Source organism: Pseudomonas fluorescens (genome assembly GCF_000968015.1).
In the GTDB taxonomy this organism is placed as follows: Bacteria; Pseudomonadota; Gammaproteobacteria; order Pseudomonadales; family Pseudomonadaceae; genus Aquipseudomonas; species Aquipseudomonas fluorescens_W.
In genome coordinates, this window is record NZ_LACH01000019.1 from 41,595 (window position 1) to 59,918 (window position 18,324).

Here is an 18,324-nt window from a genome sequence, read left to right on the forward strand (position 1 = left end):
CCACAAAAAACCTTCAGCGGTGCGTGGCTATCCAGATCAACAACCCCGCCTGAAACACCGCAAACGCCACCAGACAGGTAATGGTAAAGCGCAGCCCGGCGTCTTCGCGTTTGTACTTGCTGACCTTTTCTTCGTGTTTCTTGAGTTTGACTTCCTGCTCGGCGAGATTTTGCTCGGCTTGCTGGAGCATCTGCGCCGCCTCAAGAATTTCCACGACCTGCAATTTTTCCGTGCTCCAGTCACCCAGCAGGTCGCCGACCTGTACCTCTTTGACGCTGCCCTTCAAATGCTGGGCGTCGGCGTAGATCACGTCGAAACCGTGCATCCGCAAAAAGTGATCGCGGCGCAGGCGCGTGTCTTCGTTCAGCGCATCCTTGTTGTTCAGGTCGGTGCCGTCGACGGTGTAGCCGGGCCATCTCTTTTTCGCCCAGGTAATGCCCTGAGCGGCCATGAAGCGACCGATGCCACGGTTCATCGGTTCGATCTGCAAACCGCTGTCAGGCCCGAAATGCACGCGCTTGGTGGCGTGATCGACCCACACGTCCAGATGATTCTGTTCCTTGCGCACGCGCTGGCCGGGCAGCGAAATGCTCATGCGCATCAGGCTGTGTTCCTTGTTGTTCCGTTCGGCGTAACCGAATTCAACAAAGCGCAGCGGCCGTCCACCGGTGTTGCGGTCGGTTTGCAATGGCGCCAGACGGAGCATCTTGTGGTGCTCGGCGTGGACGTCCGCCCACGGCAGCTCGACCGCTGGTGGTGCGTCTTTTTCAGCAGTGGTGTCGGGTGAAGTCTGGGTATCAGTCATAACGGCGAGATCCTGTCCAAGCTCTGCTTGCCGCCAGTCATAGCGCTGGCGACAAAGGCTTATCGGCCGTTTTTTTCAGGACTGGAGGGCTAGGGGGCGTTCTCAACCAGTTTTCACGCCCCCGAACACCGCTTAACTGGTGCGAAGTCCGTCAATAAACCCGAGGATTCGCGCGCCGAGTTCGGCCGCCAGTGGCAATTGCGGATCTTTGTAAGAGGCCAATTGCCGTTTTACATCGTTGGGCACGATGCGCATGACGTGGTTCATGCCTTCGATCAGCGCCAGCTCGGCGTCCGGTTTGGCAGCCTTCAACAGCCTGGCGTCACCGACACCGACCTGGATGTCATTGCTGCCCTGGATGATCAGTGCCGGCATCTTCAACTTGGCGAACGCCGCCGCCGGGTCCTGGCGGAACAATGAAATCAGATACGGCTGCACGCTCGGGCGGAAAATCACCTGCAACTGTGGCGGCACGTTGTCGTCGGTGTGACCGGCCTTGAGGCTGTCGAGCAATTCATTGCTGCGCAGCATCAGCGGTGGCGGCAGGCGATTGCTTAATTGTTGGCGCAGCACCTGATCGATCGGCCGGGCGCTGCCGGACATGGAAATGACCGCGTCGGCATCCAGGCTCGGCGCCGCGAGGCTGGCGATCAAGGCGCCTTCACTGTGGCCCAGCAGGATCAGTTGGCCAAAGCGCGGGTCGGTTTTGAGCTTCCGGCCCCAGGCCTCGGCGTCGGCCACGTAGGCTTCAACCGACAGATTGCGTTCATCCGGGGTCGCCGCAAGGCTCGCCGCCACGCCGCGTTTGTCATAACGCACGCTGGCGATGTTGTGTTTGGCCAGTACCCAAGCGAGACGCTTGAGGCTGTCGTTGCGTCCGCCGTCGGGGTTGTTTCCGTCACGATCCGTAGGACCGGAGCCGGAAATGATCAGGACAACCGGTACCGGCGTGTCGGACTTGGGTAGCAATAACGAGCCGAAAAGCTCGCCGGTGCCGGTGTCCAACGTGATCGGGCGTTGCAGGACAGTGGCCTGTACAAAGCCGGTAAACAGGGTAAGGCTCAAGGCTATAACTCGCAGCATCATCACGCCATCATGAACAAGATGCCGGTTGGACTCGCAGGCACCCATAAGGTTCGAGGATGAACTAGTTGGGTAGCCTGCGTATACTGGCGCGCATTACGTATTTGGTTCGAATTCACGGAGCGTCCTGCATGTCCGGCAATACCTACGGCAAGCTGTTCACTGTCACCACCGCGGGCGAAAGCCATGGTCCGGCGTTGGTCGCCATTGTCGACGGCTGCCCGCCGGGCCTGGAGATCTCTCTGGAGGATCTGCAGCGTGACCTGGATCGCCGCAAACCCGGCACCAGCCGCCACACCACCCAGCGCCAGGAAGCCGACGAAGTCGAAATCCTCTCCGGCGTGTTCGAAGGGCGCACCACCGGTTGCTCCATCGGCCTGTTGATCCGCAATACCGACCAGAAGTCCAAGGATTACTCGGCGATCAAGGACCTGTTCCGCCCGGCCCACGCCGACTACACCTATCACCACAAATACGGCGAGCGCGATTACCGTGGCGGCGGTCGCAGCTCGGCCCGTGAAACGGCCATGCGCGTGGCAGCCGGTGCGATTGCGAAAAAATACCTGGCCACTCAGGGCATCGTCATTCGTGGCTACATGAGCCAGCTCGGCCCGATCGAAATCCCGTTCAAGACCTGGGATTCGGTGGAACAGAACGCTTTCTTCAGCCCTGATCCAGACAAGGTCCCGGAGCTGGAAGCCTATATGGACCAGTTGCGCCGCGACCAGGATTCGGTTGGCGCGAAGATTACCGTCGTCGCTGAAGGCGTAATGCCGGGCCTCGGCGAGCCGATCTTCGACCGACTCGATGCCGAACTCGCTCACGCGCTGATGAGCATCAACGCGGTCAAAGGCGTGGAAATCGGCGCCGGTTTCGCCAGCGTTGCCCAGCGCGGCACCGAACACCGCGATGAAATGACCCCGCAAGGTTTCCTCAGCAACAATGCGGGCGGCATTTTGGGTGGCATTTCGTCGGGGCAGCCGATCGTCGCGCACCTGGCGCTCAAGCCGACCTCGAGCATCACTACGCCGGGCCGTTCCATCGACATCCATGGCAACCCGGTGGAAGTCGTCACCAAGGGTCGCCACGACCCGTGCGTCGGCATCCGCGCCACGCCGATTGCCGAAGCGATGATGGCCATCGTGTTGATGGATCACCTGCTGCGTCACCGTGGGCAGAACCTGGACGTGCGCGTGAGCACGCCGGTGCTGGGTCAGCTTTAATGGCTGACCTCACGGCCGCTGCGGTCTGATGACGGTGGCGGCGCTCCCGTACTGGCGGCTCTCCAGTTTCTATCTGTTCTATTTCGCCTTGCTCGGTTCGACAGCGCCGTTTCTGGCGCTGTACTTCGATCACCTGGGCTTTTCCAGCGCGCGCATCGGCGAGCTGGTGGCGATCCCGATGCTGATGCGCTGCGTGGCGCCGAACATCTGGGGCTGGCTCGGTGATTACACCGGCCGACGCCTGGTTATCGTGCGCTTCGGTGCGGTCTGTACGTTACTGACGTTCTCGCTGATTTTCGTCAGCAAGACCTACGCCTGGCTGGCAATGGTCATGGCCTTGCACGCGTTTTTCTGGCACGCGGTGTTGCCGCAGTTCGAAGTCATCACGTTGGCGCACTTGCAGGGCCAGACTAACCGTTACAGCCAGATCCGCCTGTGGGGTTCCATCGGTTTCATCATCACCGTGGTCGCGCTTGGCCGGCTGTTCGAAGGGTTGAGCCTGGATATCTACCCGGTGACGCTGGTGCTGATCATGGCCGGGATCGTGGTCAGCAGTTTGTGGGTGCCGAACGCCCAACCGGCTCAGGGCAATCGAATTGCGGGAGATGGGTTTCTCAAGCAATTGCGTAATCCCGGGGTGTTGGCGTTTTACGCTTGCGTGGCGCTGATGCAGATGAGCCACGGTCCTTATTACACCTTTCTGACCTTGCACCTGGAGCGACTCGGGTACAGCCGTGGGCTGATCGGCTTGCTTTGGGCGGTCGGGGTGGTCGCCGAAGTCTTGATGTTTCTGGCCATGAGCAAGATCCTCGCGCGTTTCTCCGTGCGGCGGGTGTTGCTGGCGAGTTTTCTGCTGGCAGCGCTGCGTTGGTTGTTGCTCGGTTCGTTCGCCGAGTTCCTTTGGGTGCTGTTGTTTGCCCAAGTGCTGCACGCGGCGACATTCGGCAGCTTTCACGCGGCTGCCATCCAGTTCGTGCAACGTAGCTTCGGCGCACGCCAGCAAGGGCAGGGCCAGGCGTTGTACGCTGCACTGGCCGGTACCGGCGGCGCACTGGGCGCGTTGTATTCCGGCTACAGCTGGAATGCCCTCGGCCCCGCATTGACCTTTAGTATTGCCAGCCTCGCAGCCCTCGCGGCAGCCGTTATCATTGCCACACGTATGCAAGAGGACAGGCCATGAGCCTCACCCGTGAGCAACTCGCCCAGGAAATCATCGATGCCGGGCGTTTTCTGTATGGCCGCGGCTGGTCGCCGGCCACCAGCAGCAACTACTCGACGCGCCTGTCGCCGACTGAAGCGCTACTGACGGTGTCCGGCAAGCACAAAGGTCAACTCGGCCCCGACGATGTGCTGGCTACCGATCTGTCCGGCAACAGCCTGGAACCGGGCAAAAAACCGTCCGCCGAAACCCTGCTGCACACCCAGCTCTACCGCTGGCGCCCGGAAATCGGCGCGGTGCTGCACACGCATTCGGTGAACGCCACGGTGCTGTCGCGCCTGACGCCGCAAGACTTCATCGAGTTCGAAGACTACGAACTGCAAAAAGCCTTCAGCGGAGTGTCGACCCACGAATCCCGGGTACGTGTGCCGATTTTCGACAACGATCAGGACATTGCGCGCCTCGCCGCCAAGGTGCAGCCTTGGCTTGAAGCCCATCCCGATTGTATCGGCTACCTGATCCGCGGCCACGGTCTCTACACCTGGGGTGCGCGCATGAGCGATGCACTGCGGCAGATCGAAGCCTTTGAATTTTTGTTCGAGTGCGAGTTGAAGGCGCGCTCGCTGTTGAACCGTTAAGGAGTTGCCCTGATGAGCAGCCTGTCCGTTTACCACGTCTCAAGCCCTGATTTGCCAAACAAGGTGCTGACGCATTTAGAAGACATCGCCTCGACCCTGGCCGAGCAGGGCGTGCGTTTCGACCGCTGGCAAGCCGCGGCGAAAATCCAGCCCGGCGCCAGTCAGGAAGAAGTGATCGCCGCGTATCAAGAGCAAATCGACAAGCTGATGACCGAGCGCGGCTACCTCACCGTCGACGTCATCAGCCTGAACAGCGATCACCCGCAAAAAGCCGAATTGCGCGCCAGGTTTCTCGACGAACATTGCCATGGCGAAGACGAAGTACGATTTTTCGTCGCCGGCCGTGGGCTGTTCACCCTGCACATCGATGATTACGTCTACGCGGTGCTCTGCGAGAAAAACGACCTGATCTCGGTCCCGGCCGGCACCCCGCACTGGTTCGACATGGGCGAACATCCGCATTTCGTCGCGATCCGTCTGTTCAACAACCCTGAAGGCTGGGTGGCGAACTTCACCGGCGACGACATCGCCAGTCGCTTCCCGCGGCTTGAGGACTGAGGCGATGCCGATCAAAGCAATTCTCACCGACATCGAAGGCACTATGAGCGCGGTGAGTTTTGTGTTCGACGTGCTGTTTCCCTACGCGGCCAAACACTTGCCGGATTTTGTTCGCCAGAACGCTGCGCGCGCGGATGTTGCCGAGCAACTGGACACCGTTCGCCGGGATACCAGCGAGCCGAACGCCGACGTCGAGCGGGTGGTCGATATTCTTCTGAGCTGGATCGCCGAAGACCGCAAAGCCACACCGCTGAAAGCGTTGCAAGGCATGGTCTGGGAGCAGGGTTATCAGGCCGGAGAGTTGAAAGGCCACGTTTACCCGGACGCCGTTGAAGCGCTCAAACGCTGGCATCAGGATGGCTTCAAACTGTTTGTTTATTCGTCCGGTTCGATCCAGGCGCAAAAGCTGATCTTTGGCTGCTCAGAAGCGGGGGATCTGTCACCACTGTTCAGCGGTTATTTCGACACCACCTCGGGGCCCAAGCGTGAAGCGCAATCCTACAAGCGCATTACCCAAGCCATTGGCCTGGACGCTTCGCAGATCCTGTTTCTGTCCGACATCGTCGAGGAACTGGACGCGGCGCGCACAGCGGGAATGGCTACGTGCGGGCTGGCCCGTGAAGGCGGGGAGCTGGCGGGGCATGTGACCGTCGACAGTTTTGCGCAGATCGATCCTTCCACTTTTTAAGCCACGAAGACCAACCCTGTGGGAGCGAGCTTGCTCGCGATAGCGGTCTGTCAATCAACACAAGTGTTGAATGTTCAGCCGCCATCGCGAGCAAGCTCGCTCCCACAGTATTTTGGGGTTTAAGCCGAGTGATACGTCGGCAGGGCAAACCGCTGCTGGCTTTGCAGCATGGAAATCTGCGGCAGTTCGCTGGCCTGTTCGGCGATGTCACGGCGAATGGCACTGATCACCCAAGTCAACTGATCGCCAGCATGCAATTGCTGGTAAGAAATCGAGCGTTTGAAGAGTTTGCCGTCGGTGCTGCTCAACGTCAGCAGAATGCCGCCGTCCGGACGTGGCTGGGTGGTCACTTCGAAGTTGGAGAACAGGGACGAAAATTTTTCTTGGATCAGGTTCATGTCTATCAGCTCCGTTAGCCCTTGAATGGCAAGCATGCAGAGGTAGTTGCAGTGATTGTGCCAGCACCTGATTTTAAAAAAATCCTTATATATCAATCAGTTAGTTTTTAGGTGATTTTGCACTTTCGTGCAATCTGCATGAATCGCCATCGTGCATCCTGCATTTTGCGTGGTCGACGTCGATTGGATGGAACCAATTGCCCGGCGCAAACTCACGATTTCCAATGCCGCAGACGTGGATACAAATCATTTCAAAAACCGCGTGTACAGCTCAGGAACCGCTGACGTATTTTCGGCCTCAATCAACGTCGCCCGAACAATAAAAAGATCGACCGGGAGCAATCATGAGCCGCACGCCGCACGACACGATTACCTGGGGCATGATGCTCCGCAAGCTGCCTTCCATTGCCAAAGCCATTCCTCGCGTGGTGAAAGGCATGAAGGCCGCCAACGTCAAGGACCCGACCCAGCCGTGCGGCCTGGGCTGGAGCTTCGAACAAGCGACGTTGCGCAATCCCGATGGCCCGGCGTTGCTTCAGGGTGAAGTGGTGCTGACGTATGCTCAGGTCAACCAATGGGCCAATCGAATTGCCCATCATCTGATTGCCCAAGGCATCCGCAAGGGCGATGTCGTGGCGGTGTTTATCGAGAATCGCCCGGAACTGCTGGTGACGATTCTGGCGGTGGCCAAGGTCGGCGCAATCAGTGCCTTGCTCAATACCTCGCAAACCCGCGATACCCTGGCTCACAGCCTGAATCTGGTGGCACCCGCGGCGATCATTGTCGGAGAAGAGCTGGTCCCGGCGTTTTCGGCGGTTCGCGAAAGGGTGTCGATCGACGCGGCGTGTACCTGGTTCGTCGCTGATCGAGACACCTTCAGCCATCCGGGCATTGCGCCCGACGGGTTCATCAACCTGATGACCGCCAGTGCCGACAGTTCCAGCGCCAACCCCGCCAGCAGTCAGCAGGTTTTTTTCGACGACCCTTGTTTCTATATCTACACCTCGGGCACCACCGGCTTGCCCAAGGCCGGGGTGTTCAAGCACGGTCGCTGGATGCGCAGCTCTGCAAGCTTCGGGCTGATCGCCTTGGATATGCGCCCGGAGGATGTCGTCTATTGCACCTTGCCGCTCTATCACGCCACCGGGCTGTGCGTGTGCTGGGGCTCGGCGATCAGTGGCGCCTCGGGCTTTGCCATTCGCCGCAAGTTCAGCGCCAGTCAATTCTGGAACGATGTGCGCAAGTACCGCGCGACCACCCTCGGTTACGTCGGCGAAATGTGCCGCTACCTGGTGGATCAACCGCCCAGCGCCGGCGACAGCAAGCACAGCGTGACAAAGATGATCGGCAATGGACTTCGCCCCGGCGCGTGGGGCGAGTTCAAGACACGTTTTGCGGTGAATCACATCTGCGAGCTCTACGCCGCCAGCGACGGCAACATCGGCTTCACCAATATCCTCAACTTTGATAACACCGTCGGTTTTTCCCTGATGTCATGGGAGTTGGTGGTCTACGACCACGACAGCGGTGCGCCGATTCGGGATGCCAACGGCTTCATGCGCAAAGTTGCCAAAGGCGAACAGGGGCTGTTGCTGGCGAAGATCGACGACAAGGCGCCGCTCGACGGCTACACCGATCCACAGAAGACCGAAAAGGTTGTGTTGCACGACGTGTTCGAGAAGGGCGACCGTTACTTCAATACCGGTGACCTGCTGCGCAACATCGGTTTTGGTCATGCGCAGTTTGTCGACCGGTTGGGAGATACCTTCCGCTGGAAGGGTGAAAACGTCTCGACCACCGAGGTCGAGAACATCCTTTTGCAACACCCGAATATTTCCGAAGCCGTGGCCTACGGCGTGGAAATCCGCAACACCAACGGGCGTGCGGGGATGGCGGCGATTACGCCAGCGGAGTCCTTGGCGACCCTGGATTTCAGCGAACTGCTGGCCTTCGCCCGGGAGCAAATGCCCGCCTATGCGGTGCCGTTGTTCTTGCGAGTGAAAGTGAAAATGGAGACCACCGGCACCTTCAAATACCAGAAGACCCGCCTCAAGGATGAAGCCTTCGACCCCGGTAAAACCGGCGATGATCCGATCTATGCCTGGTTGCCGGGGACCCAGACTTACGTGCAGGTCACTCCGCAGTTGCTGGCGGATATTCACGGCGGCGCTTTTCGTTATTGAATGCAGCGCTATTGAATGTGCCTATGGCCTTCCATGAGAAAAAAGAAGTGACAGCCTCGGGGCTGCTCGGGAAACTGTCGACTTTGCGAATAACAGAACGTGGAGTGCCCAATGTCAGACCAAAGCCGCCAGATGACCCCCGAAGAAGCCGCTGAATTTGCCGAACAGGTATTCAACAAGGCGCGGGAGGGCGATGCGGCCATGATGGCTGCGCTGTTGACCAAGGGCCTGCCGCCGAACCTGCGTAACCACAAGGGCGACACCTTGTTGATGCTGGCCGCTTACCACGGCCATGTGGATACCGTAAAAGTCCTGCTCGAACACAAGGCCGATCCGGAAATCCGCAACGACAACGGCCAGAGCCCGATTGCCGGTGCGGCCTTCAAGGGTGACCTGGCGGTGGTCAAGGCACTGGTTGAAGGCGGCGCGCAAGTGGAAGGTTCGTCCTTCGACGGCCGTACTGCGCTGATGATGGCGGCGATGTTCAATCGCGTCGAAATCGTCGACTACCTGATCAGCAAAGGCGCCGACCCGAAAGCCAAGGACGCCAACGGCGTCTCTGCGCTGGATGCCGCCAAGACCATGGGCGCGACGGACACCACGGCGCAGCTTGAGAAATTGCTCGGCTAATTCTGGCCATGTAGCAGCTGTCGAGCTTGCGAGGCTGCGTTCGGCTGCGCAGCAGTCGTAAAACCTGTATGTGCGGTCTCCCTGAAACACCGCATCGTCTGATTTCACGACTGCTTCGCAGCCGAACGCAGCCTCGCAGGCTCGACAGCTGCTACACACACACACACACCATCAATACACCCACACCTCAACCCGCCGATTCTTGATTCGCCCCTCATCCGCGCTATTGGCCGCCACTGGCATCTCGGCGCCAAAACCACGAATCTCGCGAAACACCACACCGCTTTTCACCAGTTCCCGCCGCACCGCCATGGCGCGCAGTTTCGACAGCAGATCGGCCCGCGCCGGATCACTCTTGGCGTCGCCAAACCCCACCAGCGTCACCTGCCGATTGGTCTTGTCACGCTGCTTTATATAGTCGAATACCCGCCACAGGTCCTGCCGGGCCTTGTTGTCCAGCGTCGCACTGCCTTCTTCGAAGCGGAAATTCACCGTCAGTCGTTGGGCGTGGCGACTGAGCGCCTGATAACCCTCGGGCATCAGCGCGTTCGGTGTGACGGTCATGGCCTGGACGGTCTGGGCGATAAAACCATTGGCCGCGACAATCGCCTGACCCTTGCTGCTTTGGGCGAACGCCACCAGTGCTTCGGCCCAGGGATTTTTCCCATTGGGCGGCAGGTAAAAGAACAGCCGGCGGGACAATGGATAGTCTTCCGTGGCAATCAGGCTGTTGAGCGGCAGCATGGCTTGGGATTGGCCATCGGCAATCGCCACGGCTTTGGCCTGACGCACGTAAGGCAGGCCGATGAAGCCGATACCTTGCGGGTCGAGGCTGACCGCGTCGGACAATTGCTCGCTGGATTCGAAACGTTTCGCAGTGCTGCTCAGCGTTTTCCCACGACGGCTGAGGACCAATTCCTTGAGCGTGTCGTAGGTGCCCGATTGGTCATCCCGCGCATAGAGATGAATCGTCCCACCGCTGCCGCCGAGTTCTTCCCAGGTTTTCGCCTCGCCGCTGAAAATTCGCGCCAGTTGTTCGGTGTTCAGTTCACTCAACGGATTTTGCGGATGAAGAATGATCGCCAGACCATCGATGGCGATGACCTGCTCGGCGCCGGCGCTTTTAAAGTCGCCCAAGCGTGTAAGGTCTGCCCGTTCGCTGTCCTTGATCGGGCGCGAGGAGGCGGCGAGGTCCGCGGTGGCGGTTTTCAGGGCGGTGAAACCGGTGCTGGAACCGTGGGCCGCGACGTCCACCACGACCCGGCGGCCCTGAACGGTTTCGCCGATGACGCGCAGTTCGTTGGCTTTGTCCGGGGCCTCGCTGTGAATCTTCAGCAGACCCTGTTCGCGCATCAACCCCTCAACCAACGCCGGGCCCAATGCCGCGCCAATGGTGTTGGAACCCTGGATGCGCAGCACCGGGCCAGACTCGGGCGTCGGCAAAGCGCCAGCCGACGCCGTCAGCGGCAGCCAGGCGCACAGCATCAACAGGAACAACACGCGCAGCGTCATGCCGGCACCTTATAAGCCAAAGGAAGTGCCGGGAGAATAAGTCAGTAAGGTTTCTGAAAGATGACAGTTATCGACATTGTGGGAGCGAGCCTGCTCGCGAAAGCGGTGTTTCAGTCGACATCAATATCGAATGACACACCGCTTTCGCGAGCAGGCTCGCTCCCACAGTTGATCTATGTCGATAGGTAGAGATCAGCTCAACTCAAGCCAGATCGGCGCATGATCCGACGGTTTTTCCATCCCGCGCAATTCGTAATCCACACCCGCATCCTTCACGCGTGGCAACAATCCGTGGGATGCCATGATCACGTCAATCCGCAGCCCACGCTTGGGCTCATCCTCAAAACCGCGGCTACGGTAGTCGAACCAGCTGAAACGGTCGGCCACCTCCGGGTTCAAGTGACGGAAACTGTCCACCAGGCCCCAGTTCTTCAAACGGGCCATCCACTCGCGTTCTTCCGGCAGGAAGCTGCATTTGCCGGTTTTCAGCCAGCGTTTCATGTTGTCCGGGCCGATACCGATGTCGCAGTCTTCCGGGGAAATGTTCACGTCGCCCATCACCACCAGCGGCTGATCGTTGCTGAACTGGCTTTCCAGCAATTGCTGCAGATCGTTGTAAAAGCGTTCCTTGGCCGGGAACTTGGTCGGGTGATCGCGGCTTTCGCCCTGTGGGAAATAGCCGTTCATGATGGTCACCGGCACGCCATTGGCATCGGCGAACGTGCCCCAGATGAAGCGGCGCTGAGCGTCTTCTTCATCGGTGGTGAAACCTTTGTGAAGCGCGATAGGTTCAAGACGCGAGAGCAGGGCCACGCCGTAATGACCTTTTTGACCATGGAAATACACGTGATAGCCCAGCGCCTGAACCTCGGCCAGCGGGAATTGGTCGTCGTGAACCTTGGTTTCCTGCAGTCCGATCACGTCTGGCTGATGCTTTTCGATCAGCGCCGCCAGCTGATGGGGGCGAGCGCGCAGCCCGTTGATGTTGAAGGAGACGATCTTCATGGTCGGCAGTCCTGGCAAAAGGGCGATGCTAGCTGACATGTAGGAATGGGGCCAGTGTGGGGGAGACGATTCGTGTGTGTCAGTAAGCCTTGTGTCGACAATAAGGACGCCATCGCGAGCAAGCTCGCTCCCACAGGTAATGAGTCTGGTCTATACCTTTGTGGGAGCGAGCTTGCTCGCGATGGCGGCATCACAGCCAACACTGATTCGGATCAGAAAGGAACTGTGCCAGCGCTATAAGCTCGTAACCAGAAGAGCACAGCCATTTGAGCTGTCCCGGGGAGAAATATCGTTATGCCCGAAACCTCGACCGTCATCGCCGATATTCACATGCTCGACAACGGCTACTCCCGCGAAGCGCGTTCGCTGTTGTACCAGGCTTACCGGCATGAGCCGACGTTCGGCTACCTGTTCGAAGCGGAGCGTCCCGGTTATGAACAGCGGGTCCGCGCCACCGTGCGCGAGTTGGTCACACAACACTTTCTTCAGGACTTACCGGCCATCGGCCTGCTGGTCAACGACCGGTTGATCGGCATCGCGCTGATCGCGCCGCCGCAACGTCGCCTGGGCATCACAGAGAGTTGGGCCTGGCGTCTGCGAATGGTGCTCAGCACCGGTTTTCGCTGCACCCGACGTTATCTTGAGTATCACGATGCCGTGATGGCTTGCGTGCCGTCCGACTCGGTGCACCTGCTGCCATTGCTGGGGGTTCATCCGCAATTTCAGGGCAAGCACTTTGGCGAACAATTGCTGCAAGCGGTGCACAACTGGTGCGCAGTAGATGAACACTCCGAGGGCGTAATCCTCGATACCGGGAATCCTCGTTATCTGGAGTTCTATAAGCGTCAGGGTTATGAGGAAATTGGTGAGGTCGCCGTAGGACCGATTCGCGAACACGTGTTTTTCCACGCCAACCCGCAGGTGTTACAAACAGCAACGGCATAAAGGTAGAACTTTCACTGCACGCCAGGCTCTATCACGCTCCCAAGCTCGTGATAGCATTCGCGCCTATGAAGTTTCCAGGAAGAATTACCAGCGGCGTGCTGATGCTGATTACCAGCTGCGCAGCGCTGGCCCAAAGTGAATTGGATGTTCGGATCAAACCGTCCAACGATGAACTGAAAGCCAATATAGAGGGCTATATCGGCAGCCTCGGCGATCGTGACGAGGAAGCCTTGCTGCGCTTCAGTCGCGGCGCCGAAGAACAGGCGCGCAAGGCCGCCCAGGCCTTGGGTTATTACCAGCCGCAGATCGACTCGGATGTGAAGGGCGGCAAGACGCCGCGCCTGGTGCTGAACATCGATCCCGGCGAGCCGGTGCATTTGCGCAACGTCACTATTCGCATCGACGGCCCGGCCGCCACCCTCAAATCCTTCCGTGTACCCAAAAGCAATGCGCTGAAAACCGGCGCAGTGCTCAACCATGGCCATTACGAAGACGCGAAGCGTCTGATTCAGAATCAGGCCTCGCGCTATGGCTTTTTCAGCGGTTACTTCAGCAGCCAGAAATTGTCGGTCGACCCGCGAGCCGGCGTCGCCGACATCGAACTGATCTACAACAGCGGCCCGCGTTATTCACTGGGCAAGGTCAGTTTCGAAGGTGACACGCCGTTCGACGAAGACTTGCTGCTGCGCATGGTGCCATTCAAGGCGGGCGCGCCTTATGACTCCGAACTGATCGCCGAACTCAATCAGGCCATGCAATCGAGCGGCTATTTCGAAAGCGTGCGGGTGGATGCGGCGCCGACGGCGTCCAAGAATGACGTGATCCCGGTGGACGTCAAACTCGAAACGCGCAAACCACGGACCATGGGGCTGGGGCTGGGTTATTCCACCGACGTCGGCCCGCGGGTCAAGGCCAACTGGACCCGGCACTGGGTCAACCCTCAAGGGCACAGCTATGGCTGGGAGACCGAAGTTTCGGCGCCTCGGCAGAACGTCGGTGTGTTCTATGACATTCCCCTGGACCCACCGCTGACTGACAAGCTGCGGTTCGCCGGTGGCTATCAGAACGAAGAAATTGCCGACAAGGACTCCCTCAGCAAACTGTTGACCCTCGGCCCCGAGTGGCACAGCAAGCTGCCCAGCGGTTGGCAGCGGGTGGTGTCGCTCAAGTGGCAGCGCGAGGAATACAGGCTCGGCGACGACTCGGGGCTCAGCACGTTGCTGATGCCTGGCGTCAGCTATTCCTATCTTAAAAGTGATAACCGCATCGACCCGCACAACGGCTATCGCCTGGCATTCGAGACCAAAGTGGCCAAGGAAGGGTTGGGCTCCGACACCAATCTGGTCTACGGCACCGCGTTGGTGAAAGGCTTGACCACGGTCTTCGACAAACACCGCTTCCTCGGGCGGGTGCAGGTCGGCGGCAGCGCCACCAACGTCTACAAATCGGTGCCGCCGTCGCTGCGCTTCTTTGCCGGTGGCGATCAGAGCGTGCGCGGCTACGACTACCAGAGTCTGTCCCCGGAAAACTCCGAGGGCGACCGAATCGGTGGCCGCTACATGATCGCCGGCAGCGTCGAGTATCAGTACTCCATCGCCGAAAAATGGCGGGTCGCGACCTTCATCGACCAAGGCAACTCCTTCAATACCCTCGAACTGCCGGACCTCAAGACCGGCGTCGGCATCGGTGTGCGCTGGGTTTCGCCGGTGGGGCCGATACGCCTCGACCTGGCCCATGCGATGGACGACGACGGCGGCATTCGATTGCACTTTTCCATGGGGCCTGAGCTGTGAAGCGTGGTTTGAAAATAACGCTGCTGGCGATTCTGGCGCTGCTGATGCTGGTCGTTTTGACCGTGGCCACGGTGCTTGGCACGGCGACGGGCAGTCGTTGGGCGCTCGGCTTTGTGCCAGGTTTGACCGTCGAGAATTTCCAGGGTCGTTTAGGCGGGCAGTGGAGTGCCGACCATGTGCTGTGGCAGCAGGACAGCAGCCGGGTTGAGCTGGACAAGGTGATTTTCGCCTGGTCGCCGCTGTGCCTGACGCGCATGACCCTGTGCATCGAGCAATTGAAAGCCGATCAAGTCAGCCTGCAATTCCCGCCAGGCACGGAAGAAGAAAGCAGCGGGCCGATCAGTCTCCCGGATTTGAAACTGCCCTTGGCCATCGAGCTGGGCGATGTCCAGGTCGGTAGCCTGATGTTTAACGGCAGCGAAGAACTCAAGGGTCTGCAACTGGCGGCGCACTGGACGGCCAACGGTTTGCAGATCGATTCGGTTCATTTGCAAAGGGATGACCTGAGCCTGAATCTTTCAGGCCTGCTGCAACCCGGCGGAAACTGGCCGCTCAAGGCCGAAGGCAAACTGACCCTGCCAGCCCCCGGCACCGGGCCTTGGACGCTGGCCCTGAAGGTCGACGGCGATCTGCTGAAAACCCTGAACCTGAAAGCCGACAGCAGCGGTTACCTCAACGGACAGTTGACTGGCGAACTGCAGCCGCTGGTGGAAAACCTGCCGGCGAAGGTGCGGATCACCGCTGACGGCTTTAAGCCCGGTGCCGATCTGCCGGACACCCTGCAGCTCAACCAACTGGAACTCACCGGCGACGGCGACTTGAAAAACGGTTACCAGTTGCTCGGCAAAGCCACGTTGCCCGCAGAACTTGGCCCGGTCGCGTTGTTGCTGCAAGGCAAGGTCGACGCCAACGGCGCTCAGATCGCCGGGTTGGACCTCACGGCCAACGACAAGCAAAGCCTGAAACTCACCGGCAATCTCGACTGGAGCAAAGGCCTGAGCGCCGACGCAAAAATCGACTGGCTGGATTTCCCGTGGCATCGCCTCTATCCGCTGATCGACGAGCCAGAAGTGGCGTTGCGCAGCTTCAACGGTGAAGTCTCCTACACCGACGGCCAGTACATGGGGCACTTCAACGCCGCACTCGACGGCCCGGCCGGAGCGTTCAGCCTGACCAGCCCGTTCAGCGGCGATCTGACGAAAATCTACCTGCAACAAATTCAACTCGAAGCCGGGCAGGGCAAGGCCGAAGGGCACCTGAACCTGCAATTCGCCGACGGCATTGCCTGGGACACCGCGCTGGACCTCTCGGCGATCAACCCGGCGTACTGGGTCGCGGAATTACCAGGCATCCTGGCCGGACCGTTGCGCAGCAAAGGCGAGATGAAGAATGAAAAACTCAGCCTGACCGCCGATCTCGACTTGAAAGGCAAACTGCGCGGCCAACCAGCCGTTCTGCAAGCCAAAGCCGATGGCGGCGGTGAGCAATGGAACCTGAACGCGTTGCAAATTCGCCTCGGCGACAACAGCATCAACGGCAAGGGCAGCCTGCAACAGAAGCTCGCCGGTCAGATCGATATCAAGCTGCCACGACTGGCTCAGCTGTGGCCGCAACTGCGCGGCCAGGTCAATGGTCGCATCGATGTCGCCGGGACGCTCAAGGCCCCGCAAGGCAAGCTCGGGCTGCAAGGTACGCAACTGGCCTTCGAAGACAATCGCCTGCAAAGCCTGAACCTGGACGCGACCCTCGACAGCGCGCAACGGGCCAAAATCGACCTCAAGGGCAGCGGCATTCAGTCCGGTGAGACGTCTCTGGGCACGCTGACCGCCAGCGGTCAGGGCGATATCAAAAACCAGAAACTCGCCCTCGACCTGCAAGGGCCGAAGCTGAAACTCGCGCTCGGCCTCGATGGCAATCTGGACAAAGGCAATTGGCGCGGGCGCTTGGCCAGCGGCGATATCCAGGCCGGTGGGCAGGACTGGAAGCTGCAAGGTCCGGCGAAGCTTGAACGGCTGGCGGACGGCAAGATCAATTTTGGCGCTCATTGCTGGACGTCCGGCCCGGCCAGCCTGTGCGGTGAGGATCAGCGCCTGATGCCTGAGCCAAAGCTGCGTTATCACCTCAAACAGTTCCCGATCGACAGCCTGGCGCAGTGGTTGCCGAAAGATTTCGCCTGGAAAGGCCGGCTTAACGCCGACTTGCAACTGGACCTGCCGGCCAGCGGCCCGAACGGCCAGATCAGCGTCGATGCCAGCGGCGGCACGTTGCGCATCAAGGAGAAGGACCAGTGGCTGGACTTCCCGTATCAGACCCTGAAACTGAACAGCAAACTCACGCCCAAGCGCATCGACACTGACCTCAATTTCGTCGGCGGCAAGCTCGGCGAGCTTATGCTCCAGGCGCAGATCAATCCGTTACCGAAGGACAAGCCACTGACCGGCTCGTTCCGATTGAATGGACTGGACCTGTCCGTAGCACGGCCATTTGTGCCGATGGTCGAGAAACTGACCGGACGCTTGAATGGCAGCGGCACGCTCGCAGGTACGCTGCTGGCGCCGCAGGTCAACGGCAATCTGTTGCTCAGCGACGGCGAGATTTCCGGGCCTGAACTGCCGATGGACCTCGAAGCGCTGCAACTTCAAGCTGTGATCGCTGGCGAAACCGTGCAAATGAACGGCGGCTGGAAAAGTGGCAAGACCGGGCAGGGCACCTTGAGCGGCAACATCGCCTGGGGTCAGGCGTTGGTGGTGGATCTGGCGCTCAAAGGCACGCAATTGCCCGTCACCGTCGAGCCGTACGCCAAGCTGGAAATGGCGCCGGACCTGAAGATTTCGCTGAAGGACGACAAACTGGCGATTACCGGCAAGGTGCTGGTGCCGAAAGGCGAGATCACCGTGCGAGAGTTGCCGCCGTCGACGGTCAAGGTGTCCGATGACACGGTGATCGTTGGTCAGCAGACCGAAGAGGGCAAACCACCGATGGCCATGGCGATGGACATCGATGTGGTGGTCGGGCAGGACAAACTCAGCTTTGCCGGGTTTGGTCTGACCGCCAACCTGCAAGGTCATGTACACATCGGCGACAACATGGACACCCGCGGCGAGCTCTGGCTCAACGATGGGCGTTATCGTGCCTACGGTCAGCGATTGACCGTGCGCCGGGCGCGTTTGCTGTTTGCCGGCCCGATCGACCAGCCGTATCTGGACATCGAAGCGATTCGCCAGACCGACGACGTGATCGCCGGCATTCGCCTGAGCGGCAGCGCCGAGCAGCCGACCACGCAGATCTTCTCCGAACCGGCGATGAGCCAGGAACAGGCGTTGTCCTATCTGGTGCTGGGGCGTCCGCTGAGCACCAGCGGTGAGGACAACAACATGCTTGCCCAAGCCGCGCTGGGGTTGGGCTTGATGGGCAGTTCGGGGGTGACCAGCGGGTTGGCCAAGAACCTGGGCATTCAGGACTTTCAGCTCGACACCCAGGGCAGCGGCAACGCCACCAGCGTGGTAGCCAGCGGCAATATCTCCGAGAAGCTCAGCCTGCGTTATGGCGTTGGCGTGTTCGAGCCGGCCAACACCATCGCCTTGCGTTACAAGCTGAGCAAGAAGGTCTACCTCGAAGCGGCGGGCGGCGTGGCCAGTTCGCTGGACATCTTCTACAAGCGGGATTTTTAGTCCCTTCAAGAGCAAAAGATCGCAGGCTTCGCC

At 59.8% G+C, this 18,324-nt stretch carries 15 protein-coding genes; 10 read left to right on the forward strand and 5 right to left on the reverse strand.

Annotated features, from left to right (window positions below; all coding sequences use genetic code 11):
* Positions 1-13: 13 nt before the first annotated feature.
* A complete protein-coding gene (locus VD17_RS12105; RefSeq protein WP_046054020.1) occupies positions 14-805 on the reverse strand; it encodes a hypothetical protein in 792 nt (263 codons plus the stop codon).
* 132 nt (positions 806-937) lie between these two features.
* Positions 938-1,936 carry an alpha/beta hydrolase gene (locus VD17_RS12110; RefSeq protein ID WP_046054021.1) on the reverse strand — a complete coding sequence of 333 codons (999 nt, stop codon included), beginning with the start codon at positions 1,934-1,936 and terminating at the stop codon, positions 938-940.
* Between the two features lie 83 nt (positions 1,937-2,019).
* Between VD17_RS12110 and aroC the strand changes: the two genes are divergently transcribed.
* The 5 genes from aroC to mtnC are packed head-to-tail and all read left to right on the forward strand — an operon-like array spanning position 2,020 to position 6,154.
* Positions 2,020-3,111 carry a chorismate synthase gene (aroC, locus tag VD17_RS12115; RefSeq protein ID WP_046054022.1) on the forward strand — a complete coding sequence of 364 codons (1,092 nt, stop codon included), beginning with the start codon at positions 2,020-2,022 and terminating at the stop codon, positions 3,109-3,111.
* A gap of 28 nt (positions 3,112-3,139) precedes the next feature.
* Entirely contained in the window at positions 3,140-4,291 is a 1,152-nt protein-coding gene (locus tag VD17_RS12120; protein ID WP_185753142.1) for an MFS transporter, read from the forward strand.
* A complete protein-coding gene (locus VD17_RS12125; protein ID WP_046054023.1) occupies positions 4,288-4,908 on the forward strand; it encodes a methylthioribulose 1-phosphate dehydratase in 621 nt (206 codons plus the stop codon). Before VD17_RS12120 ends, VD17_RS12125 begins: the two co-directional genes overlap by 4 nt.
* Positions 4,909-4,920: 12 nt before the next feature.
* Positions 4,921-5,466, forward strand: a complete 546-nt coding sequence (locus VD17_RS12130; protein WP_046054024.1) for a 1,2-dihydroxy-3-keto-5-methylthiopentene dioxygenase — start codon at positions 4,921-4,923, stop codon at positions 5,464-5,466.
* Positions 5,467-5,470: 4 nt separating this feature from the next.
* Positions 5,471-6,154 (forward strand): acireductone synthase, encoded by a 684-nt coding sequence (mtnC, locus tag VD17_RS12135; RefSeq protein WP_046054025.1) that lies wholly within the window; start codon positions 5,471-5,473, stop codon positions 6,152-6,154.
* A 119-nt stretch (positions 6,155-6,273) separates the two neighbouring features.
* Here mtnC and VD17_RS12140 read toward each other — a convergent pair whose 3' ends face one another.
* A complete protein-coding gene (locus VD17_RS12140) occupies positions 6,274-6,552 on the reverse strand; it encodes a DUF3509 domain-containing protein (protein WP_033057131.1) in 279 nt (92 codons plus the stop codon).
* Positions 6,553-6,896: 344 nt separating this feature from the next.
* On the opposite strand from VD17_RS12140, the gene VD17_RS12145 reads away from it, so the two are divergent.
* Together VD17_RS12145 and VD17_RS12150 are read left to right on the forward strand one after the other, a co-directional pair.
* Positions 6,897-8,735: a long-chain-acyl-CoA synthetase gene (locus tag VD17_RS12145; RefSeq protein WP_046054026.1), complete on the forward strand. Its 1,839-nt coding sequence runs from the start codon at positions 6,897-6,899 to the stop codon at positions 8,733-8,735.
* A gap of 111 nt (positions 8,736-8,846) precedes the next feature.
* A complete protein-coding gene (locus VD17_RS12150) occupies positions 8,847-9,365 on the forward strand; it encodes an ankyrin repeat domain-containing protein (RefSeq protein ID WP_046054027.1) in 519 nt (172 codons plus the stop codon).
* 171 nt (positions 9,366-9,536) lie between these two features.
* Here VD17_RS12150 and VD17_RS12155 read toward each other — a convergent pair whose 3' ends face one another.
* Both VD17_RS12155 and xthA read right to left on the reverse strand, forming a co-directional pair.
* The gene (locus VD17_RS12155; RefSeq protein ID WP_046054028.1) at positions 9,537-10,877 is read right to left on the reverse strand and encodes a substrate-binding domain-containing protein; all 1,341 of its coding nucleotides are present in this window, start codon (positions 10,875-10,877) and stop codon (positions 9,537-9,539) included.
* 192 nt (positions 10,878-11,069) lie between these two features.
* On the reverse strand, positions 11,070-11,882 hold the full coding sequence (gene xthA / locus VD17_RS12160) for an exodeoxyribonuclease III (protein ID WP_046054029.1): 813 nt from the start codon (positions 11,880-11,882) through the stop codon (positions 11,070-11,072).
* A gap of 294 nt (positions 11,883-12,176) precedes the next feature.
* On the opposite strand from xthA, the gene VD17_RS12165 reads away from it, so the two are divergent.
* From VD17_RS12165 to VD17_RS12175, 3 genes are all read left to right on the forward strand, one after another.
* On the forward strand, positions 12,177-12,827 hold the full coding sequence (locus VD17_RS12165; protein ID WP_046054030.1) for a GNAT family N-acetyltransferase: 651 nt from the start codon (positions 12,177-12,179) through the stop codon (positions 12,825-12,827).
* A 65-nt stretch (positions 12,828-12,892) separates the two neighbouring features.
* Positions 12,893-14,620: an autotransporter assembly complex protein TamA gene (locus VD17_RS12170; RefSeq protein ID WP_046054031.1), complete on the forward strand. Its 1,728-nt coding sequence runs from the start codon at positions 12,893-12,895 to the stop codon at positions 14,618-14,620.
* Positions 14,617-18,291, forward strand: coding sequence for a translocation/assembly module TamB domain-containing protein (locus VD17_RS12175; protein ID WP_046054032.1), 3,675 nt, complete (start codon positions 14,617-14,619; stop codon positions 18,289-18,291). Before VD17_RS12170 ends, VD17_RS12175 begins: the two co-directional genes overlap by 4 nt.
* Positions 18,292-18,324 lie beyond the last annotated feature (33 nt).

Excerpts from the sequence above, each read along its gene's own strand:
- VD17_RS12105 (WP_046054020.1), bottom strand. The coding sequence starts at position 805 with ATGACTGATACCCAGACTTCACCCGACACCACTGCTGAAAAAGACGCA.
- VD17_RS12110 (WP_046054021.1), bottom strand. The coding sequence starts at position 1,936 with ATGGGTGCCTGCGAGTCCAACCGGCATCTTGTTCATGATGGCGTGATG.
- aroC (WP_046054022.1), top strand. The coding sequence starts at position 2,020 with ATGTCCGGCAATACCTACGGCAAGCTGTTCACTGTCACCACCGCGGGC.
- VD17_RS12120 (WP_185753142.1), top strand. The coding sequence starts at position 3,140 with ATGACGGTGGCGGCGCTCCCGTACTGGCGGCTCTCCAGTTTCTATCTG.
- VD17_RS12125 (WP_046054023.1), top strand. The coding sequence starts at position 4,288 with ATGAGCCTCACCCGTGAGCAACTCGCCCAGGAAATCATCGATGCCGGG.
- VD17_RS12130 (WP_046054024.1), top strand. The coding sequence starts at position 4,921 with ATGAGCAGCCTGTCCGTTTACCACGTCTCAAGCCCTGATTTGCCAAAC.
- mtnC (WP_046054025.1), top strand. The coding sequence starts at position 5,471 with ATGCCGATCAAAGCAATTCTCACCGACATCGAAGGCACTATGAGCGCG.
- VD17_RS12140 (WP_033057131.1), bottom strand. The coding sequence starts at position 6,552 with ATGAACCTGATCCAAGAAAAATTTTCGTCCCTGTTCTCCAACTTCGAA.
- VD17_RS12145 (WP_046054026.1), top strand. The coding sequence starts at position 6,897 with ATGAGCCGCACGCCGCACGACACGATTACCTGGGGCATGATGCTCCGC.
- VD17_RS12150 (WP_046054027.1), top strand. The coding sequence starts at position 8,847 with ATGTCAGACCAAAGCCGCCAGATGACCCCCGAAGAAGCCGCTGAATTT.
- VD17_RS12155 (WP_046054028.1), bottom strand. The coding sequence starts at position 10,877 with ATGACGCTGCGCGTGTTGTTCCTGTTGATGCTGTGCGCCTGGCTGCCG.
- xthA (WP_046054029.1), bottom strand. The coding sequence starts at position 11,882 with ATGAAGATCGTCTCCTTCAACATCAACGGGCTGCGCGCTCGCCCCCAT.
- VD17_RS12165 (WP_046054030.1), top strand. The coding sequence starts at position 12,177 with ATGCCCGAAACCTCGACCGTCATCGCCGATATTCACATGCTCGACAAC.
- VD17_RS12170 (WP_046054031.1), top strand. The coding sequence starts at position 12,893 with ATGAAGTTTCCAGGAAGAATTACCAGCGGCGTGCTGATGCTGATTACC.